The organism is Chitinimonas sp. BJYL2, assembly GCF_027257935.1.
Lineage (GTDB): Bacteria > Pseudomonadota > Gammaproteobacteria > Burkholderiales > Chitinimonadaceae > Chitinimonas.
On sequence record NZ_JANZKW010000005.1, the window covers coordinates 189,448 to 212,545 of the forward strand.

Annotated in this window: 23 protein-coding genes, 1 tRNA gene and 1 rRNA gene; 10 read left to right on the top strand and 15 right to left on the bottom strand. The window is 58.3% G+C overall.

Going from position 1 to position 23,098, the window contains the following annotated elements; all coding sequences use genetic code 11:
• Window positions 1-19: 19 nt before the first annotated feature.
• The 6 genes from ybeY to O9X62_RS14935 all read right to left on the bottom strand — a co-directional run bounded on the left by ybeY (window position 20) and on the right by O9X62_RS14935 (window position 4,944).
• Entirely contained in the window at window positions 20-538 is a 519-nt protein-coding gene (gene ybeY, locus O9X62_RS14910) for an rRNA maturation RNase YbeY (RefSeq protein WP_374708405.1), read from the bottom strand.
• A gap of 214 nt (window positions 539-752) precedes the next feature.
• A complete protein-coding gene (locus O9X62_RS14915) occupies window positions 753-1,742 on the bottom strand; it encodes a PhoH family protein (protein ID WP_374708404.1) in 990 nt (329 codons plus the stop codon).
• Window positions 1,739-2,221: a GNAT family N-acetyltransferase gene (locus tag O9X62_RS14920; protein ID WP_269533724.1), complete on the bottom strand. Its 483-nt coding sequence runs from the start codon at window positions 2,219-2,221 to the stop codon at window positions 1,739-1,741. Before O9X62_RS14920 ends, O9X62_RS14915 begins: the two co-directional genes overlap by 4 nt.
• Entirely contained in the window at window positions 2,221-3,564 is a 1,344-nt protein-coding gene (gene miaB / locus O9X62_RS14925) for a tRNA (N6-isopentenyl adenosine(37)-C2)-methylthiotransferase MiaB (protein ID WP_269533725.1), read from the bottom strand. The genes O9X62_RS14920 and miaB overlap by 1 nt, the downstream gene beginning before the upstream one ends.
• 102 nt (window positions 3,565-3,666) lie before the next feature.
• Window positions 3,667-3,743 (bottom strand) — tRNA-Met (locus O9X62_RS14930).
• 49 nt (window positions 3,744-3,792) lie between these two features.
• On the bottom strand, window positions 3,793-4,944 hold the full coding sequence (locus O9X62_RS14935; RefSeq protein ID WP_269533726.1) for a class I SAM-dependent methyltransferase: 1,152 nt from the start codon (window positions 4,942-4,944) through the stop codon (window positions 3,793-3,795).
• A gap of 43 nt (window positions 4,945-4,987) precedes the next feature.
• Between O9X62_RS14935 and O9X62_RS14940 the strand changes: the two genes are divergently transcribed.
• From O9X62_RS14940 to O9X62_RS14975, 8 genes are all read left to right on the top strand, one after another.
• Window positions 4,988-5,728: a pteridine reductase gene (locus tag O9X62_RS14940; RefSeq protein WP_269533727.1), complete on the top strand. Its 741-nt coding sequence runs from the start codon at window positions 4,988-4,990 to the stop codon at window positions 5,726-5,728.
• Between the two features lie 215 nt (window positions 5,729-5,943).
• Entirely contained in the window at window positions 5,944-6,900 is a 957-nt protein-coding gene (gene ttcA, locus O9X62_RS14945) for a tRNA 2-thiocytidine(32) synthetase TtcA (protein WP_269533728.1), read from the top strand.
• Window positions 6,900-7,685, top strand: coding sequence for a polyamine aminopropyltransferase (locus O9X62_RS14950; RefSeq protein ID WP_269533729.1), 786 nt, complete (start codon window positions 6,900-6,902; stop codon window positions 7,683-7,685). The genes ttcA and O9X62_RS14950 overlap by 1 nt, the downstream gene beginning before the upstream one ends.
• Before the next feature lie 107 nt (window positions 7,686-7,792).
• Entirely contained in the window at window positions 7,793-8,311 is a 519-nt protein-coding gene (locus tag O9X62_RS14955; protein WP_269533730.1) for an RNA pyrophosphohydrolase, read from the top strand.
• A 93-nt stretch (window positions 8,312-8,404) separates the two neighbouring features.
• Window positions 8,405-9,421, top strand: coding sequence for a UDP-glucose 4-epimerase GalE (gene galE, locus O9X62_RS14960; RefSeq protein WP_269533731.1), 1,017 nt, complete (start codon window positions 8,405-8,407; stop codon window positions 9,419-9,421).
• Between the two features lie 26 nt (window positions 9,422-9,447).
• Entirely contained in the window at window positions 9,448-10,521 is a 1,074-nt protein-coding gene (gene rfbB / locus O9X62_RS14965) for a dTDP-glucose 4,6-dehydratase (RefSeq protein WP_374708406.1), read from the top strand.
• Window positions 10,518-11,402 (top strand): glucose-1-phosphate thymidylyltransferase RfbA, encoded by an 885-nt coding sequence (gene rfbA, locus O9X62_RS14970; protein WP_269533733.1) that lies wholly within the window; start codon window positions 10,518-10,520, stop codon window positions 11,400-11,402. Before rfbB ends, rfbA begins: the two co-directional genes overlap by 4 nt.
• Window positions 11,403-11,412: 10 nt before the next feature.
• The gene (locus O9X62_RS14975; protein ID WP_269533734.1) at window positions 11,413-12,336 is read left to right on the top strand and encodes a glycosyltransferase family 2 protein; all 924 of its coding nucleotides are present in this window, start codon (window positions 11,413-11,415) and stop codon (window positions 12,334-12,336) included.
• On the opposite strand, the gene O9X62_RS14980 is transcribed toward O9X62_RS14975, so the two are convergent.
• Genes O9X62_RS14980 through O9X62_RS15015 form a run of 8 tightly spaced genes read right to left on the bottom strand, consistent with a single transcriptional unit; the run spans window position 12,330 to window position 19,545 of the window.
• Complete coding sequence (locus tag O9X62_RS14980) at window positions 12,330-12,938, bottom strand: sugar transferase (protein WP_269533735.1); 609 nt, start codon at window positions 12,936-12,938, stop codon at window positions 12,330-12,332. The two genes, O9X62_RS14975 and O9X62_RS14980, sit on opposite strands and share 7 nt — an antisense overlap.
• A gap of 16 nt (window positions 12,939-12,954) precedes the next feature.
• Window positions 12,955-14,022 (bottom strand): 3-dehydroquinate synthase, encoded by a 1,068-nt coding sequence (aroB, locus tag O9X62_RS14985; RefSeq protein WP_269533736.1) that lies wholly within the window; start codon window positions 14,020-14,022, stop codon window positions 12,955-12,957.
• Window positions 14,003-14,548, bottom strand: coding sequence for a shikimate kinase AroK (gene aroK, locus O9X62_RS14990; protein WP_308446494.1), 546 nt, complete (start codon window positions 14,546-14,548; stop codon window positions 14,003-14,005). Before aroK ends, aroB begins: the two co-directional genes overlap by 20 nt.
• Window positions 14,549-14,567: 19 nt before the next feature.
• A complete protein-coding gene (locus O9X62_RS14995; RefSeq protein WP_269533738.1) occupies window positions 14,568-16,643 on the bottom strand; it encodes a type IV pilus secretin PilQ in 2,076 nt (691 codons plus the stop codon).
• Window positions 16,640-17,182: a pilus assembly protein PilP gene (locus O9X62_RS15000; protein ID WP_269533739.1), complete on the bottom strand. Its 543-nt coding sequence runs from the start codon at window positions 17,180-17,182 to the stop codon at window positions 16,640-16,642. Before O9X62_RS15000 ends, O9X62_RS14995 begins: the two co-directional genes overlap by 4 nt.
• A gap of 13 nt (window positions 17,183-17,195) precedes the next feature.
• Window positions 17,196-17,855: a type 4a pilus biogenesis protein PilO gene (locus O9X62_RS15005; protein WP_269533740.1), complete on the bottom strand. Its 660-nt coding sequence runs from the start codon at window positions 17,853-17,855 to the stop codon at window positions 17,196-17,198.
• A complete protein-coding gene (locus O9X62_RS15010) occupies window positions 17,852-18,478 on the bottom strand; it encodes a PilN domain-containing protein (protein ID WP_269533741.1) in 627 nt (208 codons plus the stop codon). The genes O9X62_RS15005 and O9X62_RS15010 overlap by 4 nt, the downstream gene beginning before the upstream one ends.
• The gene (locus O9X62_RS15015; RefSeq protein ID WP_269533742.1) at window positions 18,475-19,545 is read right to left on the bottom strand and encodes a pilus assembly protein PilM; all 1,071 of its coding nucleotides are present in this window, start codon (window positions 19,543-19,545) and stop codon (window positions 18,475-18,477) included. Before O9X62_RS15015 ends, O9X62_RS15010 begins: the two co-directional genes overlap by 4 nt.
• 162 nt (window positions 19,546-19,707) lie before the next feature.
• On the opposite strand from O9X62_RS15015, the gene O9X62_RS15020 reads away from it, so the two are divergent.
• Together O9X62_RS15020 and O9X62_RS15025 are read left to right on the top strand one after the other, a co-directional pair.
• Window positions 19,708-22,017 (top strand): penicillin-binding protein 1A, encoded by a 2,310-nt coding sequence (locus O9X62_RS15020; protein WP_269533743.1) that lies wholly within the window; start codon window positions 19,708-19,710, stop codon window positions 22,015-22,017.
• A 34-nt stretch (window positions 22,018-22,051) separates the two neighbouring features.
• Window positions 22,052-22,795: a flagellar brake protein gene (locus tag O9X62_RS15025; protein WP_269533744.1), complete on the top strand. Its 744-nt coding sequence runs from the start codon at window positions 22,052-22,054 to the stop codon at window positions 22,793-22,795.
• Between the two features lie 186 nt (window positions 22,796-22,981).
• Here O9X62_RS15025 and rrf read toward each other — a convergent pair.
• Window positions 22,982-23,094: ribosomal RNA gene (gene rrf, locus O9X62_RS15030) — 5S ribosomal RNA — on the bottom strand.
• Window positions 23,095-23,098 lie beyond the last annotated feature (4 nt).

Sequence of the window (23,098 nt, forward strand, 5' to 3'; positions counted from 1 at the left end):
TTACCGCAAGACCCGACAATCAACCATCAATCGCGCCATCACGTTCGGACAAGTACGGATCCGGGTAGCCCAGACTCTGGAGGATGGCGGTTTCCAACGCCTCCATCGCCTCGGCCTCAACATCATCGAGATGATCGTAGGCTTGAAGATGCAGCACGCCATGGATCACCAGATGGGCCCAGTGCGCTTCCAGTGCCTTGTCCTGCTCATCGGCTTCGCGCGCGACCACCGGTGCGCACAGCACCAGATCGCCCATGACCACGCCTTCCATGCCGGGCACGGGTTCGCCCTCGTTGAAGGCAAAGCTCAGCACATTGGTCGCATAGTCCTTGCCGCGATAATCGCGGTTCAGCGCGCGGCCTTCGTCTTCGTCCACGATGCGCAGGGTGATAGAGGCATCAACCCCTGCTTCCAGCGCAGCCTTGACCCAGCGCTTCAGCAATTTCTTGGCAGGCGTGCCCTTGGGCTTGCTCACATACTGGACGGCCAAGTCCAGCTCGCCGTCGCGGATCTCATTGAATTCGGGCAGCTCGGTCAGCGCCTCGCCATCGCGCTCCACCGCCACCCGCACCGCATTGGCGGCGCCGGGCTTGAGCACCAGTCGTGCCGGGTCGAAATCCTCGGCAGGCGTGGCGATCAGCAGGCCTTCGGCATCGGGCAGGATTTGCAGCTCGGCGCCATCGGGCAGCACCACGCGCAGGGCTTCGGCCTTGATTTTCTTTTGTTTGCCTGCGGCATCAACCGCGTAGATCTCAAGCGTGGTCATGGGGCTTTTTCTCCTTGGCAGCTGCGGCATCGCGGCGGTCGTAGGCATCGACGATCTTCTGCACCAGCGGGTGGCGCACCACATCGTCATTCTTGAAGTAATGCAGCGAAATACCGCGCACGCCTTGCAGCACGTGCTGGGCATCAATCAGACCGGATTTCTGATGCTTGGCCAGGTCGATCTGGGTCACGTCACCGGTAATGACCGCGCGCGAGCCAAAGCCGATGCGCGTAAGGAACATCTTCATCTGTTCGGGCGTGGTGTTCTGCGCCTCGTCCAGAATCACGAAGGCGTGGTTCAGCGTGCGGCCGCGCATGAAGGCCAGCGGAGCGACTTCGATGATGCCGCGCTCGAACAGCTTGGTAACACGGTCAAAGCCCATCAGGTCATACAGCGCGTCGTACAGTGGGCGCAGATACGGATCGACCTTCTGCACCAGATCGCCGGGCAGAAAGCCCAGACGCTCGCCGGCCTCCACCGCCGGGCGCACCAGCACCAGGCGCTTGACCACGTCGCGCTCCAGCGCATCCACGGCGCAGGCCACGGCCAGATAGGTCTTGCCGGTGCCGGCCGGACCGATGCCGAAGGTGACATCGTGCTCCTGAATCGCCTTCAGATATTGCAACTGGCGCGGCGTGCGAGCGCGCAGATCGCTGCGCTTGGTGTGCAGCGCCGGCATGTCGTCGCTCAGGCCGGCATCGGTGCGCGTCAGCTCGATCAGGCTCAGCTGGATTTCTTCGACTTCAATCGCGCGCCGCGACAGGCCGTAAAAGTGTTCGAGCAATTCCGCGGCAATCTTGGTCTGCGCCGTGCGGCCGCTGATGCTGAAAGCCTCGCCACGGCGGGCGATATCGACTTCGAGCGCGGTTTCCAGCTGGCGCAGGTTTTCATCCATGGGCCCGCACAGATTGGCGAGGCGGGCATTGTCGGCCGGCTCGAAACGGAGTTCGCGCGTGGCGTGGCGGCTGGTCATCATGCGGATTGAAGGCGCTTTTCGTGGCTACGTTGCGGGTGGCCAAGGATGCGGCGATAGCCCAGGCCTTCATAGAACTGCATGGCCGGGATGGCCGTGGTGTAGAGCACGACGCGGAGAAAGGTTTGCGCGGCGTGATGCTCAAGCCGCTCGATCAGCGCCTGCCCCAAGCCGTGGCTGCGCGCGGCGGGGTGCACATACACACGGCGGATGCGGCCCAACGTGTCGTCGTCGCAATCACGGTTGAGCCCGCCCAGGCCCACCAACTGGCCATCTAGCCACACAGCAAAGAAGGCCTCGCCTTCCTGGTCGAATCGGTTGTCGCCGCAGCGCCAGTCGTCAATCAAGCGGCGCAGGAAGCGGAAGCCCTCGGCCTCGGCCAGCGTGTTCAGCGCTTCCACGCCTTCGGGCAATTCGGTAATGGCTTCGATACTCGGCAGCGCGGTAGTGCCCAGTTGATCATCGAGCAGGCGGTCGCCCATCAGGCCGCCACCGTTTCGCGGGTCACGATCTCGCCGCGCAGGCTGTGCGGCATGGCTTCGGTGATGCGCACATCGACAAACTGATTCATCAGCCGATCATGCCCGGCAAAGTTGACGATGCGGTTATTGTCGGTACGACCAGCCAGTTCGCTCTCATCCTTGCGCGCACGACCTTCGACCAGCACGCGCTGCACGGTGCCGACCATGCGGCGGTTTTCTTCTTGGGCAAACTCTTCGATGCGCGCTTGCAGGCGCATCAGGCGCTTGACCTTGTCTTCGTGCGCTACATCGTCAGCGATATCCGCGGCAGGCGTGCCTGGGCGGCGGCTGTAGATGAAGCTGAAGCTGGCATCGAAGCGCACGTCTTCGATCAGCTTCATGGTCTTTTCGAAATCCTCATCGGTTTCACCGGGGAAGCCGACGATGAAATCGCTGGAAATACAGATATCCGGCCGCGCCTCGCGCAGCTTGCGGATGATGGCCTTGAACTCCAGCCCGGTGTAGCCGCGCTTCATGTTCATCAGCACACGGTCGGAACCCGCCTGCACGGGCAGATGCAGGTGCGAGACCAGCTTGGGCAGATTGCGGTAGCAATCGATCAGCCGCTGGGTCATTTCCTTGGGGTGACTGGTCGTGTAACGGATGCGCTCGATGCCGGGGATTTCGTGGATGTATTCGAGCAGCAGCGCAAAGTCGGCAATCTCGCCGTCTTCCATCTTGCCCAGATAGGCATTCACGTTCTGGCCTAGCAGCGTCACTTCCTTGACGCCCTGTTGCGCCAAGCCGGCAACTTCGATCAGCACATCTTCAAATGGCCGGCTGACTTCCTGACCGCGCGTGTACGGCACCACGCAGAAGGAACAGAACTTGGAACAGCCTTCCATGATCGAGACGAAGGCCGAACCACCCTCGACGCGCGCAGGCGGCAGGTGGTCGAACTTTTCGATTTCGGGGAAGGAGATATCCACCTGCGACGCGCCACTCTCCCGGCGCTTGGCCAGCAGCTCGGGGAGGCGGTGCAGGGTTTGCGGGCCGAAGACCACATCCACATAGGGCGCGCGCTTGACGATGGCCTCGCCCTCTTGCGAAGCCACACAGCCGCCCACGCCGATCACCAGATCGGGCTTGAGCAGCTTGAGTTCCTTGATGCGGCCCAGATCGGAGAACACCTTTTCTTGCGCCTTTTCGCGCACCGAGCAGGTGTTGAACAGAATGATATCGGCCTCGGCCGGATCATCGGTCTTGGTAACGCCCTCGGATTCGTTGAGCACGTCGGCCATCTTGTCCGAGTCGTACTCGTTCATCTGGCAACCGAAGGTTTTGATGAAGACTTTCTTGCTCACGATACAAACCACCGTCAAATCAAGCCGTTATGGTACATCCACCGGGATGGCGGAGCATAACGCAAAAGCCCGCCACCTTGCGGCGACGGGCTTTTATTGTCCTGGTGGCTATGACTGGACTTGAACCAGTGACCCCAGCATTATGAGTGCTGTGCTCTAACCAGCTGAGCTACATAGCCAAAGAGCCGGCGATTATCTTGGAATCGCTCGGGGTTCGTCAAGCCCCTGTTAGAGCAAACCCGAACGATCGTCCCGGCCAAAGCCGGCCAGCAAACCTGTCAGCGGCAGGCTCTTGGAGAATGCGATTACTTTAAAAAGTTCGCCCATCTCGGCGGGTTGCAGCAATTTCTGAACAGCCGCCACCGCCTGGAAATGGCGCGCATCGCCTGTATCCAGCGCGCTGACCAGCTCCAATATGCCCGCATCGATCAGGCATGAGGCCTGCGAGGTATAGCCCTCCAGCTGCCAACCCGCCGCCTCGGCAGCGCGGTAAATCGCCGAAAAATCCACATGCGTGGTGATGTCCTGCAAGCCCGGCAGATAGAACGGATCGTCGTGCGCATGGTGGCGGTAGTGGCACATCAACGTGCCGCGATGCCGCTGTGGGTGGTAGTACTCGGCCTGTGCAAAACCATAATCCGGCAGGATCAACGCCCCGGCCCGCACACAGCCCGCCAGACTCGCCACAAAGGCCTGCGCCTCGGGCTGGATTTCGGTCAGGTAGCCGTCGGGCAGATCGGCGTCGCGCAGACAATCCGGCACCTCCGCATCGGCCAAAGGCTTATCAACCCAGATCAGACCATCGTCCCAACCCACGCCGCGCTCGTGCCAGGCGCCACTCTTGTAATGCAACAGCTTGCAGGGCATGGCATCGAGTACTTCATTGCCGACAATGCAGCCGACAAATTCCTCGGGTAACTGATCCAACCACTCCACCCGGCCAAGTAATTCAGGCAAAGCAGCGGCCAGTGTTTCGCGCTGCCTTGCCGCCAGCTCGCCCGATAGCTCCAGTATCCGGTAGCGCATCGGCAACTGCCCAAGCCGATCCAGCTCGCCAAGCAGGTCTGCCGCCAGCCTGCCGGTACCCGCACCCACCTCCAGCAGATCGCCACCACAGGCCGCCAGCACCTGCGCCACCGGTCGCGCCAGTGTTCGGCCAAACAGGGGCGATAGCTCCGGCGCCGTCACAAAATCGCCCGCCGCGCCGAACTTGCGGCTACCGCCACTGTAGTAACCCAAGCCAGGCGCATACAGGGCCATGCGCATGTAGCGATCGAAGCCGATCCAGCCGCCGGCCAGCGCGATATCGGCATGGATCGCCGCCAACAGCGTCTGGCTCGCCGCGAGTTGGTCAGCATCCGGCACGGGGAGCGTGGGCATATACTTGGCCTTGAATAAAACGCCAGTTTAACGAGGGCAAATCATGCAAGGCAAAGTCGTACTGGTCACCGGCGGGGCAAAGCGCGTGGGCGCGGCCATTGTGCGGCGGCTGCACGGCGCCGGTTGGCGCATCATGCTGCACTACCGCAGCTCACAGACCGAAGCACGCGCACTGGCCGCCGAACTCAATCTGCAACGAGCAGGGTCGGTCGCCCTGGTGCAGGCCGATCTGCTCAATACCGCCGCACTGCCGGCGCTGATCCAGCAAACCGTGCAGCAATTCGGCCAGCTGGATGCACTGGTCAACAATGCATCGAGCTTCTTCCCGACGCCGGTCGGCGAGATCAACGACGCCAACTGGGATGACCTGATCGGCAGCAACGTCAAAGGCCCGCTCTTTCTCGCCCAGGCCGCCGCGGCCGAGCTGCGCAAAACCCGCGGCTGCATCGTCAGTATTGCGGATATCCATGTAGATCGCCCCATGCGCGACCACGTCGTCTACACCATAGGCAAGGCCGGGCTGGTGGCAATGACGCGCGCACTGGCCCGCGACCTGGCCCCCGACGTGCGCGTGAACGCCGTCGCCCCCGGTGCCAATGTCTGGCCCGATACCGACTCGGTATTTGATGACCTCACTCGCCAGCGCATCACCCGCACCATTCCGCTGCAACGCGTGGGCGAGCCGGACGACTTGGCGCGGACCATCCAGTTCCTGATCGATGACGCGCCGTACATCACCGGCCAGATCATCAATGTAGATGGTGGCCGCAGCGTGTTCCTGTAAACACGCCATCGGAGGTGTTGCGCGCATCCCCACGCCCGGGAAACCCGGGCGCGAAACCAATAGGGATCACTCTGCGTGCCCGCTGATTGAATCCACTCCCCCCGCCCTCGCCGCCGCGAGGGAGCCTCGCCGTCGCTCGTGACCAACCCCGACAGCGAGCGCCACACAAAAAAACCCTGTAAAATCACGCCCTTTTCGCATTCCGGAGCGTCTCCATGGAGACCGCAGCAGTGCCTGCCAGCAGCACCCACCCCGATCACAAGGCCGTCGAGCAAAAGGCCAAGTACAACGCCGACAAGCTGACCAAGCGCCTGCGCCATGCCGTGGGTGACGCCATCAACGACTTCAACATGATCGAGCAGGGCGATCGCATCATGGTCTGCCTGTCGGGCGGCAAAGACAGCTACACCATGCTCGATATACTGATGAGCCTGCAGCGCAGCGCACCCATCGATTTCGAGCTGATTGCCGTGAACCTGGATCAGAAGCAGCCGGGCTTCCCTGAGCATGTGCTGCCTGAATACTTGAGCGCACTGGGCGTGCCGTTCAAGATTGTCGAGGAAGACACCTACTCCATCGTCAAACGCGTGGTGGAAGAGGGTAAGACGACCTGTGGTCTGTGTTCGCGCCTGCGCCGGGGCATTCTGTATCGCGTGGCCGATGAGCTGGGCTGTACCAAGATCGCCCTGGGTCATCATCGCGAAGACATTCTGGAGACGCTGTTCCTGAACATGTTCTACGGCGGCAAGCTCAAGGCCATGCCGCCCAAGCTGGTCAGCGACGACGGCAAGCACATGGTGATCCGCCCGCTCGCCTACTGCCGCGAGAAGGATATCGAGCGTTACGCCACGATCCGCGAGTTCCCGATCATCCCGTGCAATCTTTGCGGCTCGCAGCCCAATCTGCAGCGAGACGTGATCGGCAAGATGCTCAAGGAGTGGGACAAGCAGTTCCCGGGGCGTATCGAGAGCATGTTTCGCTCGCTCCAGAATGTCGTCCCATCGCACCTTGCCGACACGACACGCTTTGATTTCAAGGGCTTGCAGACGCAAAACACCCCCTACGCGGATGGTGACACGGCCTTCGACGCCGTCGAGCTGCCCAAGCCCGCCAGCCCACTTGGCACTTTCAGCATTCTCGACAGCCGCCGCGATGGCGAGGGCTGCCACTGATGCGCCGCTTCAGCCGCAAGAGTGGTGGCAATTCGTTTGCAGAAGCCGCCGTGGATGTCAGCGAGAAAGACGGCATACGCTCCCTGCACCTGGGCTCGGAAGCCATCCAGAGCTCGATGCGTGTTCGCGACCCGGTTGAACTGGTACTGGCCTACAGTCGCTGCATGTTTGCGTTCCTGCTGTTTCGCGATGAGCCCCAGCATATGGTGATGGTGGGGCTGGGCGGCGGCTCGATCAGCAAGTTTGTCCACCACCACATGCCACAAACCCGCAGTGTGGTGATCGAGCTGCTGCCGCAGATTGTTGGCGTGGCGCGCTCCATGTTCCATCTGCCGCCCGATGACGAGCGACTCGAAGTGCGCGTCGGCGATGGGGCGGAGTACATCGCGGGCATGAAGAAGCCCACGGATGTAATCCTGCTTGATGCTTTCGGCCCCACCGGCATTGCAGAGGCACTCTCGACAGAGTCATTCTTTGCCCAGTGCCGCGCACAACTGAATGACGATGGCGTCTTGCTGGTCAACCTGTGGGGCTCCGATCCACGCTTCCAGATCTATATTGACCGCCTTTCGCGTGCCTTTGACGGGCTTGTGCTCTGCCTGCCCGCACGTCAGCGCGGCAATATCACGGCACTGTGCTTCAAGCGCGGCTGCAACAGCCCGACCTGGGACGCACTGAAAGATCGGGCCAAGGTACTGGAGGCGCGCTACCCGCTGGAGTTTGCTGAATTCGTCACCGATTTGCGGCGCATGAACCCCCACAATGACCGCCGCCTGCTGGTGTGAGTGGGCCGACAGCGCAACCCTCTGGTCGTCTGGGCGCATGATTGCTTTCCAACCCCGCCCCGATGTGAAAAAATCTCGTTAATTTAACGATTTCCACGGTGATAACCATGCTCGATCGAGACGGCTATCGCCCCAACGTCGGCATCATTATTTGCAACGACAAGAATCAGGTTTTCTGGGGCAAGCGGGTTCGCGAGCACTCATGGCAGTTCCCCCAAGGGGGCATCAAATCCGGCGAGACGCCGGAGCAGGCCATGTTTCGCGAACTGATGGAAGAGACCGGGCTCAAGCCCGAGCACGTACGGATACTGGGTCGCACGCGGGACTGGCTGCGTTACGACGTGCCCGTTCAATGGGTGCGTCGCGAGTGGCGTGGTACTTACAAGGGCCAGAAACAGATCTGGTTCCTGCTTCGGCTGGTCGGCCGGGAGTGTGACGTGTGTCTTCGCGCATCACATCACCCGGAGTTTGATGCATGGCGCTGGAACGAATACTGGTCGCCACTGGACGCGGTGATCGAATTCAAGCGCGGCGTGTATGAACAGGCGCTGTCTGAATTGTCCCGTTTCCTGACGCCACAACCGCGCCCCAGACACCGCCAGATGCAGTCTGCGTCACCGCAGTAGCCGTTCAGCCACGATTCATCTGGCTGGCTTACATTGCTGACTTGGCGCAACTAGTTACTTGGTTGCACTGCACAATAACGCTAGCATGAGAGCATGCGACAAAAAATACTCGTAACAGGAGGAGCCGGCTATATCGGCAGCCACACCTGTGTGGAACTGCTAGCCGCGGACTATGACGTTGTCGTAGTCGACAATTTCTCCAACAGCAAACCAGCCGCCCTGGACCGCATTGCCCAGATTTCGGGCCGTTCGGTGCTGTGGCACGAGGGTGATCTGCGTGACCGCGCGCTGCTGCAGCGCGTGTTTTCGCAGTATGCCTTTGCCGGCGTTCTGCATTGCGCCGGACTCAAGGCGATTGCCGAGGCGCAACGTGAACCCTTGCGCTATTACCAGCACAATCTTGAAGCCAGCCTCACGCTGCTGGATGCCATGGCCGCCCATGATGTGCGGCGGATGGTGTTCAGCTCATCGGCTACCGTCTACGGCGAAGGCGCTCGCGTACCCTATCGCGAGGAAGCCCCGCTAGCACCCAATACGGTTTACGGGCGCAGCAAAATGATGGTGGAAGATGTACTGCATGATCTGGTGCAGTCCGACCCCAGTTGGCATATCGGCATCTTGCGTTACTTCAACCCGGTGGGCGCACATCCCTCCGGACTGATCGGGGAAGACGCACGCGGGTCAGTCAACAATCTGATGCCCCATCTCTGCCAGGTCGCCATCGGCAAGCGCGCCGAACTACCCATCTTCGGGCACGACTACCCGACACCCGATGGTACTGGTGTTCGTGACTACCTGCATGTCATGGATGTAGCCGAAGGTCACGTCAAGACCCTGCAGTATCTTGCTACCGAGAGTGGTTTGCTTACCCTTAACCTTGGCACCGGCCGCGGTTACAGCGTACTGGAAGTCGTGCGTGCCTTCGAGCGTGCCTCGGGCAAACGCGTCCCGTCCCGCTATGTGCCTCGCCGCCAAGGCGACCTCGCCAGCTACTATGCCGATGCAACGCGCGCCTCGTCGGTGCTGGGCTGGCATGCCAAACGCGATCTGTCCGAGATGTGTGCAGACGCCTGGCGCTGGCAATCCAACAATCCCGACGGCTACATCTAAGTCGCGCACCCCGCTTACCGGAGTACATCTTGATCCTCGTTACTGGCGGCGCCGGTTTCATCGGCAGCAACTTCGTTCTCGATTGGCTGGCATCAAGCGATGAGCCGGTCATCACGCTGGATCAACTCACCTATGCCGGCAACCGGGACAATCTCGCGAGCCTGGAGCGCGATGAGCGGCACCAGCTCATCGTTGGCAATATCGGCGACGCCGAATTGGTGACTCGCCTGCTCGATCAGCACCAACCTCGAGCCATCGTTCATTTTGCTGCCGAGTCGCACGTCGATCGATCCATTCACGGTCCACGGGCATTTATCGACACCAATATTCTCGGCACCTTCAGTCTGCTGGAGTGCGCTCGTCAATACTGGTCAGACCTGCCTGAGCCTGCGCGCAGCGCATTCCGCTTTCTGCACATCTCGACCGATGAGGTCTATGGTTCACTGGCCCCGCAAGACGCCGCTTTCACTGAAAGCCACAGCTACCAGCCCAACAGCCCGTATTCGGCATCCAAGGCGGCCTCGGATCATCTGGTCCGCGCTTGGCACCATACCTATGGTCTACCCGTACTCACGACCAATTGTTCCAACAACTACGGCCCCTATCAGTTCCCGGAAAAGCTGATCCCCCTGATGATCAGCAATGCCTTGTCCGGCAAGGACCTGCCCATTTACGGTGATGGCTTGAACGTGCGCGACTGGTTGTATGTCGGGGATCATTGCACTGCCATCCGGCGCGTCCTTGAATCGGGTCGATGCGGGGAAACCTACAATATTGGCGGCTGGAACGAGAAGCCCAATCTGGAAATCGTCCATCTCATCTGCGATATGCTCGACAAGGCCCGCCCCCGTGAGGACGGCCTGTCTTACCGAACCCAGATCCGCTACGTCACCGACCGCCCGGGCCACGACCGCCGCTACGCCATCGATGCGAGCAAGATGGAGCAGGAGCTGGGCTGGCGACCTGCCGAGACCTTCGAAACCGGCATTCAGAAGACTATTCAATGGTATCTGGATAACCCGGACTGGGTGGCGCGCATTACCAGCGGGGCTTACCGCGAGTGGCCGCAAACCAATTACGCCGAACGGAGTCAGGCATGAGAAAGGGCATCATTCTCGCCGGTGGCTCCGGTACCCGCCTCTATCCAGCGACACTGGCCGTGAGCAAGCAGCTCCTGCCGCTGTATGACAAACCCATGATTTACTACCCCCTGACCACGCTGATGCTGGCAGGGATACGCGACATCCTGGTGATCTCTACCCCACAAGACACGCCGCGCTTCCAGCAGTTGCTTGGTGATGGCAGCCAGTGGGGGATTTGCCTCGAATACAAGGTTCAACCCAGCCCGGACGGCCTGGCGCAAGCCTTCATCCTGGGCGAAGAATTCATCGGCCGCGACAGCGTGTCGCTGGTTCTCGGCGACAATATCTTCTACGGCCATGACTTCCAGACTCTGCTGCAGCGAGCATCGGGGGCTGAAGCAGGCGCAACCGTCTTTGCGTATGCCGTGCAAGATCCTGAGCGTTACGGCGTTGTTGAATTTGATGCGCAGGGCAAGGCCATCAGCCTGCAGGAAAAGCCGGCGCAGCCCAAGTCGCGCTATGCCGTCACAGGCCTGTATTTCTATGACAATGATGTCGTCGATATTGCCAAATCCATTCGCCCATCACCCAGAGGCGAGCTGGAAATCACCGATGTCAACGCCCACTATCTCGATGCCGCCAAGCTACGTGTAGAGATCATGGGGCGCGGCTATGCATGGCTCGACACGGGCACCCATGAGTCCATGCTGGAAGCCTCACTCTTTATCCAGACGCTGGAAAAGCGCCAAGGGCAAAAGATCGCCAGTCCGGAAGAGGTAGCCTTCCGCCAAGGCTATATCGACGCTGCCCAGCTTGAGCGACTGGCCACGCCCATGGCCAAGAACAGCTATGGCCAATATCTGTTCAGCCTGCTGAGTGAACAGCGTCCTTTCCGATAGCACCAAGCCCATGCGCGTTGGTCTGCTGGTCCCGACGCTGAACGCGGGGAGCCGCTGGCCCGCGTGGATTCATGCGCTCTCCATTCAGACGCGACAACCCGATCGCGTACTTGTCATTGACTCGGCCTCCACTGACAACACCCTCACGCTGGCACGTGCGGCAGGCTACGAGACACACCTCATCAGCCGGACAGATTTCGATCACGGCGGCACGCGCCAGCTTGGTGTCCGCCTACTGCAGGACTGCGACATCATCGTATGCCTCACGCAGGATGCGCTGCTCGACAATGAGCATGCGCTAGCGGCGCTGATCACTGCCTTCACCGCCCCCCGTGTTGCCGTCGCGTATGGTCGTCAACTGCCCCATGATGAGGCCACGCCGATTGCAGCGCACGCACGCCATTTCAACTATCCCGCAATACCCAAAGCCAACCGGTTTGAAGATCGGGTGCAATCAGGTATCCGGACCGCCTTCTGCTCGAATTCCTTTGCCGCGTGGCGGCGCAGCGCTTTGCTGGAGATCGGCGGATTCGCGCAGGGCACCTTGTTCGGCGAAGACATGCAGACCTGTGCCCGGCTCTTGATGGCCGGCCACACCGTCATTTACGCCGCACACGCTCAAGTACGGCATTCACACAACTATCGTGTGATTGAGGAGTTCCGGCGCTATTTTGATACCGGCGCCATGCACACGATGACGCCGTGGCTGATCCAGGCTTTCGGGACGCCCGGAGGCGAAGGGCGCAGGTATGTCGCATCCGAGTGGCGCTGGCTCAGCAGCTATGGATGTCGCTGGAAGGTCAGGGCCTGCGCAAGCAACGCTGCCAAATGGTTTGGCTACCAGCTCGGCCGGCACTACAGATGGCTACCGCGGGCGATTCGTCCACGTTTCAGCCTGCATCCAGGTTGGTGGAATAAGCCGGGACATCAATAAGCTCCCGTACGGCCCAGCACCACGCCGATGGTGCGTACAAGGATGCGGCAATCCATCCCTAGGCTCCAGTTCTGCACATAGTGCACATCCAGTGAAACCCGGTGTTCATAACTGGTGTCATTGCGCCCGCTTACCTGCCAAAGCCCTGTAATCCCCGGCCTGACGGACAGATAGGACGGCGCATGCGGCCCATATCTCGCCAGCTCCTCGGCCACAATGGGGCGAGGCCCCACCAGACTCATATCACCGATCAGTACGTTCCAGAGTTGCGGCAGTTCGTCGATACTGGTTTTGCGCAAGAACTCGCCCAAAGGCGTAACACGTGGGTCCTTGCGCAACTTGAAATCACGCGCCCACTCCTGTCTGGCGTCAGCACTTTCTGCCAAGAGCGCCGCAAGCCGCTGCTCCGCATCGGGCAGCATCGTCCTGAGCTTGTAGCAGGGGAAACGCCGCCCGCCCCGACCAATTCGCCAGTGGGCAAACAAAACAGGGCCGCCCTGCATGCGAAGCACCACGGCTATCATCAGCAGCGGCAAGGCCAGTAACATCATCAGTATCAGACTGGCAAAGATATCCAGACTGCGCTTGAGCATGCGCGCCATCGATTCCACCCGGCCTTCAGGGTAGCAAGGGACGCAGTTGCGCCTCGCTGAGATAGTCGATATACGACAAGCCCAGCTGTTTCAGCAGCACGAAGCGGATTCGCCCTTCAACAACCTTCTTGTCCTGGGCCATCAAGGACATCCAGCGCTCAAAACCCAAAGCGGGAGCCTCGGCAGGCAACCCGGCCGCGCGGAGTAGTCGCGCTATACGGTCAACATCCGACTCACTTAGATTGCCCAGCGCGGCAGATGCGTGGGCAGCGAGCCACATACCCGCGCCCACGGCCTCGCCATGGAGCCATACGCCGTACCCCAGCCCTGCCTCAATGGCGTGGCCGAAGGTATGACCCAGATTCAGCAGTGCACGCACTCCCTCCTCCCGCTCATCCATCGCGACAATCCGGGCCTTGTTCTGGCAGGAGCGCTCGACAGCGTACTCCAGCGCACTCGGATCGCGCCGCACCAGCGCCGGCATGTTCGCCTCAAGCCACTCAAGAAAGGGCAGATCATCAATCAACCCATACTTGATTACTTCGGCCAGTCCCGCCGAATACTCCCGGTCGGGCAGGGTCTTGAGCACATCCAGATCAGCCAGTACCAAGCTGGGCTGATGGAAGGCACCAATCATGTTCTTGCCCAAGGGGTGATTGATAGCCGTCTTGCCGCCAACGGAGGAATCGACCTGTGCCAGCAAGGTTGTCGGGATCTGGATGAACGGCATACCTCGTTGATACAGAGAGGCCGCGAGTCCGGTAATGTCGCCAACCACACCACCGCCCAGTGCGATCAGCGTGGTCTTGCGCTCGCAACGTTCTCTCAAGAGGGATTCGAGGATCAATTGGAGGCTATCAAATGTCTTGTATTGCTCACCATCCGGCAACAAGACCGTGGCATAGCGCACCCCCGCTGCCCCCAGGGTGGCGCAAAGGCGATTCATGTAGAGCGGGGCCACCGTGGTATTTGACACGATCACGACACGCTTCTGAGGCAGCACGGCCAGAATGGGCGCTATCGCATCAAGCAGGCCTTGGCCGATCAGTATCTGGTAGGGGGATTGGGGTAGATCAAGCTTTACTGTGCGCATGAATACTTTGCAACTCTTCAACGATCTTGAGCGCGAGCTGGTTCACGCTCTGCCTGCTGGTGTCTACCACCATGTCGGCAATCTCGCGGTAATAGGGATCTCGCTGCTCAAACAGGGCCTGCAGTTTTGCTCTGGGGTCCTCTGTTTGCAATAACGGCCGGTTCTTATCATGCCGTGTCCGCTGGTAGAGTTCATCCACCGAGGCACGCAGGTAAATCACGAACCCGCGACTTGCAAGATTGGTGCGGTTAACAGGGTCCAGCACTGCCCCACCGCCTGTAGCCAGCACAATCCCGTTCATGGCGCTGAGTACATCAATGACTTCAGTTTCTCGCGCCCGGAATCCCGGCTCACCTTCAATCTCGAAGATCAGCGACACACGCACGCCCGTACGCGCTTCGATCTCATGATCGGCGTCATAAAAAGTCTTGTTGGTAATACGGGCCAAAGCACGACCAATGGTCGTCTTGCCCGCACCCATCAAGCCCACCAGAAAAAAATTGCCCGGCAAATTCATGCCGGGCATTGTAACGGATGGCGACGGGTCAACGTAGGTTGAGTGCGTCATCCAGAATACGTGGGGTAATGAATATCAAGAGTTCTTTCTTGGCAGCGGCCTTGGTTTTTGCCTTGAAGAGATTGCCAACAACAGGGATATCCCCCAGCCATGGCACCTTGCTCTCGCCATCGCTCTCTTGCATCTCATAGACACCACCCAAGACAGCCGTGTCGCCACTACCGACCAGCACGTTGGTTTCGACAACCTTGGTCTCCACCACCGGGAACTGTCCTGTTTGCGTCAGGACATCATTGCTGACCTTCAGCTCCATGAAGACACGTCGGTCGGGCGTAATGCGCGGCGTAACCTCAAGTTTAAGTGCGGCCTCTTTTTCCTGCGGTGCGGCACTGGCACCGGAACCTCCAGGCACAATGATGTAGTAACGACGGCCTTGAGAAATGGTTGCCTTCTGCTGATCTGCCGTGATCACCCTTGGGCTGGACACGGTACGCCCACGGCCCTCGGCCTCCAGTGCCTGCAACTCAAGAGACACCAAGGCGCCCTGGGCTGCATTGACCAAGGTCACGCCGAGACTCGCGCCAGACGACACGCCGGCAGGCAGATTGACCACGGTGCCTTGCGTGCTTGCGCTGCCACCCACACCGTTGTTGAGCACATCAATTGATGAATTGATGTCGTTGCTGATGCCAACGCGAGTGTTGCTTCCCGCTGTGCGATCGCCGCGCAAGCCCAGACGCACCCCCAAGTTTCGACTGAAAGTGTCATCAGCGACAACAATTCGAGCCTCAATCATGACTTGCCTCGCAGCCACATCAGTACGTAACAGCAGGGCGCGAACCTCATCCAGCTTGGATGGAATGTCGCTGACAATGAGCGTATTGGTACGGGACTCAACAATGGCCGTCCCTTGCTTACTCAAAAACGGCTGCTTGTCACTCATCAGCATCGACCGAACATCCTCTGCCTTCTGATAATTCAGTTGGAAGGATTCCGATCGAGTAGGCTCGACTTCTGCGAGCTTCTTTTTACTTTCGGCGATTTGTGTTTCCCGCAGTGCAATTTCTTCACGCGGTGCAACCCACATGACATTACCGTTGTCTCGCTTGTCCAGGCCCTTGCTTTGCAAAATCAGGTCCAGAGCCTGATCCCAAGGAACATCCTTGAGGCGCAAGGTGAGGCTACCGATTACCGTATCGCTTGTAATAATGTTCTTGCCGGTAAATTCCGCAATCACCTGAAGAACCGTGCGTACCTCGACGTTCTGAAAATTCAGCGATAGCTTGTCGCCTTTGTAGGTGGGCTTATCCAGCTGCGCAATCCGCTTTGCCTGCTCATCAATACTCTTCACTTCGACAAAAAAGCGGTTTTCCGTCTGGTAGGCCGAGTACTCCCAGTTTCCTTTCGGCTCAATAACCATCTTCACGGTATCGCCTTGGGCGTAGGTATCAATGGTCTGCACCGGGGTACCAAAATCGGTTACATCCATTCGCCGTTCAAACTGACGCGGCAACCCTGCTTTCGCAAACTCCAAGATCAGGCTTTTGCCTTGCTGTCGAATGTCAATACCCATCGAGGCGCTGGATAGCTCCACGGAAACGCGGCCCTCCCCATTCTGACCGCGCCTGAAATCCACATTGCGGAGCGACTCCTTTTTGACCCCTTCGGAGGCGGCAAACAAAGTCGTCGCATTACTGGCTTGCTGAGCCTGCGAGTTTGCAGCGACTGCAATGCGCAATACATTGCCCTCCACCTTGGTTTCGTAACTGGCCGCCCTCGACAAGCCCAAAACCAGACGAGTTCTGCCGCCTGCCTCAGCAATATTAACCAAGCGCAGATTTCCACCGCTTACGGGAATGCTGGACTTCCCGCTGTCATTGATCGTGTTCACGAAATCAAATGCGATGCGCGGCGGCGTGTTAACAACAAAGCTCGGAGGAACCTGGGGCGCCCGTTGCAATGTAATCAACACCTCTTGGCGATCAGCAGACTCTGCCCTTACCTCGATGGCCTTGATTGCATTACCCTCGCTCGCCCGGCCAACGCAAGCAGCCATTGCCATGGCAACGTAGGCCGCCCATACCCATACTTGGCGCTTTATCATTTTCTCTGCTCCGTCTCATCAAGCGTCAGGACACTTGTTCTTTCAATCCAGTCGCCGCTGCTATCTTCGACAATTTCTTTCAGCGTGACTTCTGTCTCGGTAATGGACGTGGCCATGCCAAAGTTTTGGCCCATATAGCTACCAACTTTCACCCGATAGAGATTTCCATCCGGCGTGCGAATAAGGGCGTTGATGTCCTTATCTTTCTGCAGGGTGCCTACCATACGCAGCTTTTCGAGATCGTATGATTCCAGCGTCTCGCGGGGACGATTCAGGTTCGGTGCCAATCCGCCTCCGCCCCCGCCCTTCTTTGCTACCTCCATCTTGCTGCGATTGAAGGGCTCAACAAGATCAAAGGCATTGTAGACGAGCGGCTGGTAGGGCTTCACTTCCGGCAACGGATCGATGCGGCTCTTCAGTTTCAGTTCGCTCTCGCTCTCTGCCATCCACGACTTAAGGTCACTGAACTCCTCTTCGATGCAACCGGATAACATGGTCACGGTCAAGGCGCTCATCGCCAGGAATACGACAGGCTTCATGGCAGTCCCTTCCTTACTTTTTGTTCTTTGCCTTGGCATCAGCTTCCGCCTTGCGTACCTCTACTGCCTCCTCACCATCCAGAGCTCTGTATGTGCGGGCAACTGCTTGCATGGTTAGCAGCCCCCCATTGTCAGCAGAGTTTGGTGGCGGCATCGATACCTGAATGTTGGTCAAGGTAACAATCCGGGAAAGCTGCGCAATGTCGCTCGCAAAGGCGGCAAGATCGTGATAGTTCCCGTTGATTTTCAGATCAATCGGCCGCTCTGCAAATTCGGTCGTTTTAACCTCGCTCGGCGTTGGCTTGAACAGATCAAACTGCAAACCACGCCCAACACCGGACTGATTGATCTCGGTAATCAGCGTTTCCATCTCCGCCTTGCTGGGCAATTGCTTGAGCAGGGCACCAAATGATTCCTGAATCTCAGCAAGTTGCTGTCGATAAGCCTCCAGATTGATAGCCTTACTCTTCTTGTCCAGATAAGCCTGCTTCAAATCAGCCTCTCTGGCGCGACCTTGGGCAAGTACGTCCTGCTGGCCTGAAACCAGCAAAAAGTATCCAAGAACGACCACGAGCAACGTAGTAAGGCACAACACCGCCAGTTGGACTGGTGCCGGCCAGTTGGCGATGTCTTTCGGATCAAGACGCTTGAGTTCTTCCAGGCTAATGTTCACTTACCCGCCTCCTTTGCCTTGCCGCCCTTGCGCGTGGATGGATCCGGCTCCGGTTCTTCACGCGTAATGCGCACGGTGAGGGTGAACTCACTGAGCCGCTGCGAAATGGCCGACTGCTTGGCATCCCGCTCCTTATTTTGAACCACTTCAATCTGAACAAGATTGGGCTGCTCAAATATGGGAGAGTCATTCAGACTCCGCATCAGCGTTGATACCCTCGCACTCGACTGCGTGTATCCAATCAGGGTTACGGAATCCGTAGACTGCTTAAACTCTCTAAGGTACATACCCTCCGGCATCTGACGTACGATCTGATCGAAAATCTGTACAGATTCAGCCCGGTTGGATTGAAGCCTTTCAACTACCTTTTTGCGATCAAGCAGTAGTTGCCGCTCTTTCTTGAGCGTTTCAATCTCGGCAATTTGTTTCTCCAGCTTCGCATTCTCTTCCTCAAGGAATGCATTGCGCTCTTCCTGATTGGCGATTTGCGCACTAACCATTGCGTAAGCAACACCGACCAGCCCCAGCCCGACTGCTACGGCCACTACCGACAGAATGGCAAACCGAGTTGCACGCGCCTTGCGCTTTTGTTCCCGATGCGGGAGAAGGTTGATCCGGATCATGCGTCAAACCTCCGCAAGGCCAAGCCGCACGCAATGAGCAGGGAGGGCGCATCCAAGAGTAGCTGCCGAGTCTTGATGCGGCTTGACTGGGTCATATTGAGGAACGGATTGGCTATCATCGTACTGATCTGGGTGCGACTGGCAACCACTTCGTCCAACCCCGGAATGACACTGCAACCGCCAGCCAGCAGAACGTGATCGACACTATTGAACTGTGTCGACGTAAAGAAAAACTGCAGGGCACGCGATACTTCCATGGCAAGCGAGTCCATGAAAGGCTGCAACACCTCCGGCTCGTAATTGTCAGGCAAACCGCCATTCCGCTTTGCAGCCTCCGCCTCATCCGCAGACAGGTTGAATTTCCGCTGGATATCCTGGGTGAGCTGGTTACCACCGAAGGCCTGCTCACGCGAATAGACCTGCTGTCCGTCGCGCAACACATTGATGTGCATCATGGCGGCACCGATGTCCACCACCGCAACCGTCTGCCCCTGCCCGCTATCGGGTAGCTGGCGTGCAATCAGCTCAAAGGCCGCCTGGGTGGCGAAAGACTCCACGTCCATCACCAAAGCTTTCAGCCCGGCGGACTCAATGGCAGCCACTCGGTCTTCAACCTTCTCCTTGCGAGATGCCGCGATCAGCACCTCGACCTCATCCGGCGTTGCCGCAGAGGGGCCCAGCACCTGGAAATCAAGATTCACTTCATCCAGTGCAAAGGGGATGTACTGGTTGGCCTCTGTCTCAACCTGCATTTCAAGCTCGGCCTCAGTCTGGCCGGCAGGGACGGTGATTTTCTTCGTTATCACCGCTGCGGCGGGAAGCGCCAGCGCCGCATTTCGCACGCGCGTCCCCATGACTCGCCACGCTCGCTTGACGGCCTCACCCACCGCCTCTAGATTGGCGATGTTGCCGTCTACCACGGCGTCCTTGGGCAGCGGCTCAATGACGTAGCGCTCTACGGTAAGATGTTTACCGGTATCCGTGAGCTCTACCATCTTTACCGCAGACGTGCTGATGTCCACACCGATCAACGGTGGCGTCTTAGGCTTCAGGAAATCGAGATTCAACTTGAATTTCCTTTACAAATTAGTCGCGTACGCGAGTTATATACGAATTCACTTTAAATCCTAGCAGCGCCCCCATTGGGTGTAAAGGCGAATTATGCATTTATCGTATTCTGCTTACTGCGCCTGAAATTCCCACACTTCCATTTGGACACCGCATCCCTGATGAAACATCGCTGGATACTCTTAGCTGCAGGCATTGCTTCTACTCTTGTCGTTGGCGCAGGCGGTGCGATCGCCTTGGCGGTGGCCACGGTCTATCCCCGCCTTCCTTCTCTGGAAACACTTACAGACTATAGACCCAAAATTCCGCTTCGGGTCTACACGCAAGACGGTGTGCAGATTGGGGAGTTTGGCGAGGAAAAGCGCGATTTTGTTGCCATTTCCAAAGTGCCGCTGCTAATGAAGCAGGCCATTCTCGCTGCGGAGGACGAACGTTTTTATCAGCATGGTGGCGTGGACTATATCGGCGTGGCCAGAGCCGCACTTTCCAACCTGATTCAAGGACATGCGCAATCCGGCGCCAGCACAATCACCATGCAGGTGGCGCGGAATTTCTTTCTGAGTAGCGAAAAGACTTTCTCCAGAAAATTCAATGAAGCATTGCTTTCATTCAAAATCGAACACAATCTCTCCAAGGATCAGATCCTGGAGTTGTATTTCAATCAGATATATCTAGGACAGCGCGCCTACGGCTTCTCTTCTGCGGCACAAGTTTACTTTGGCAAAACGCTGGAGCAACTTAGCCCGGCTGAAATGGCCATGCTCGCCGGTCTGCCCAAAGCCCCATCCAGCTACAACCCGGTCGTCAATCCGGCCAGAGCCAAACTCCGCCAGCAATATGTTTTACGTCGAATGCGGGAATTGAAATTCCTGGATCCCGCGCAGTACCAAGCCGCCACAAAGGAAGTACTCAGCATTCGGAAGGCCAGCGAGGCCTTTAGCGTTGCTGCCGATTATGTCGCGGAAATGGCGCGGCAGGTTGTCGTAGAAAAGTATCGGGATGCGGCGTATACACAGGGCTTCAACGTTTACACAACGCTCGTCGCCTCGCGTCAGCACGCTGCATATGCTGCTGCGCGTAAGGGGGTGCTTGATTATGATCGTCGTCATGGCTACCGGGGGCCTGAAGGATTTCTGGACCTGAAGGATGGCAGGGAGCGCGACACGGATTGGCTGGATGAACAGCTCAGCGAGATTCGCGACGCAGGTGACCTTCGTCCTGCGGTCGTCCTGAGCACGGGCAACGGCGCACTCAAGGTGTATATCAAGGGCGGTATCCGCAGCGAGATCAAAGGCAAAGCCTTGCAGTTCGCCTCGCGCGCACTCAGTAAAAAGCTTTCGCCAAACCAGCAGTTGCGAGCTGGTGCAGTCATCCGCGCCTATCCCGTTAACGGCGAGTGGCATATCGGTCAACTGCCGCAAGTCGAGGTTGCCCTGGTGTCCCTCGACCCCAGCAGCGGTGCCATACAGGCACTGGTGGGAGGTTTCGACTTCAGCCGCAATAATTTCAATCGCGTAACCCAGGCTTGGCGGCAGCCTGGTTCCAGTTTCAAACCCTTTGTCTATTCCGCCGGGATTGAGCGGGGTCTGACGCCGGCGACGGTAATCAACGACGCACCATTGGTCATTGATCCCGCCTCGGTAGGCGGGCAACAGTGGGAGCCCAAGAACTTTGATGGCAAGTTCGATGGCCCGATGACAATCCGGAACGCCCTGACCAAATCGAAGAATCTGGTATCGATCCGGATCTTGCAAGCCATCAGCCCTGAATACGCGCAAGCCTATATCAGCAAGTTCGGTTTTGAAGCGCGTCACCACCCCGCTTATCTAACAATGGCATTAGGTGCCGGTAGCGTGACGCCCCTACAAATGGCCGAGGGTTATGCGGTATTCGCCAACGGTGGCTATCGGATACGTTCCTACTTCATTGATCGCATTGAAGACACCAAGGGTCGCGTCCTCGCCCGAACCGAGCCAGAAGTGGCAGGCAAGGATGCACCCCGGACACTGGATGCCAGAAACGCATTTATCATGACCAGCATGATGCGGGATGTAACGCGTTTTGGTACGGCGGCAAAAGCAAATGTCTTGAACCGCAACGATATCGCCGGGAAGACAGGCACCACCAACGACTCTCACGACGCATGGTTTGCTGGTTATCAGGGGACGCTGGTCTCCGTGGCATGGCTTGGCTTTGATCAGCCGCGCTCGCTCGGCGGGGCGGAGACCGGTGGCCAGGCAGCGCTTCCCATCTGGATCAACTATATGGCCAGTGCCTTGAAGGACGCTCCCGAACATCGGGTTGCGATCCCGGAGGGGGTCATTGTCCGGACCATTGAGGGCAGCAAAGGGCCTCGCGACGAGTTCTTCTATGCCGAGTTTCCAGACACCAATCCAGAGTTGGCCCTGGAGAGCACTGCGTCTGCTCCTCTGCAGTCCATTGAGGATGGCGTAAAGGACTTACTGTTCTAATCTGTAGCTTGCCATCAATTTCATGGGGTCATGCATGGCTCAGCCAATGCCGCCGATGCTTACGGATGAATTGCCCGATGTTTTTCCGATATCCGCCGCGGAATCAGCAGCGGATCAGCAAGATGTTCTATCAGTGCTTGAGCAACTGAAAGCAATGGACGCCACCTTGGCCCTGTTTTACGCAGAGGGCATGGCGCCCATTTATGGTCAGATCCAGACCATTCGAGATGCATCTCTCAGCCTGGAAATACTGGACCAGATGGCACTGCCCAATGTGGTTGATCAGCAAGCGCTACATTGCCTGACAAGGCTCTCGGGCCAACAACTCCGTTTCGATACACGATTCATCGGATATGACGAGAGTGCACCTGGATCGTTATGCATTCGCCTTGAGATGCCGTGCAGTTTCTCATATCTGCAGCGCCGAGGTGCATTCCGGCTTGACCTGATACCACGCCGGCCTGTTTCATGCTTTTTATCCGTCAAAGGGGATGAGATCGAGATCTCGGTTGCCGATGTCAGTCTGGGTGGCGTTGGCCTGTTGGGTGTTATACCGGGTGTGGCCCTAGTGCCCGGCTTGATACTCAAAGGGGCGCGGGTCGAACTATCCTCTGGCAACTGCTTGATTGTGGATCTGGAGGTCCGCTCGCAAGCCGATTACTTTCTCAAGAATGGCATCAAGACCATTCGAACAGGTACACAATTCAAAGCACTCTCGCCAAGAGATGCCCAGACTCTGATGCGCTATATCAACCGCGTCGCCACTCAGCAGTCGTAACTACTTGGCAACTGTGGCTCTACCGCCGGCATCAGCATGCTTGGCAGTTGTGGCAATACACCGTGCCTAACGTGATATCCAGAAGCCAACGGGCGGCGGCAGAGTCGCGAACGCTCGCAATCTCACATCCCACGTCCCCAAAAGCAAAACCCCCAGTCAGAATACTGACTGGGGGTTTTAAGGGTAGCCTGGCGGTGACCTACTTTCACACGGGAATCCGCACTATCATCGGCGCGGCCTCGTTTCACGGTCCTGTTCGAGATGGGAAGGCGTGGGTCCAAGGCGCTATGGCCGCCAAGCAAA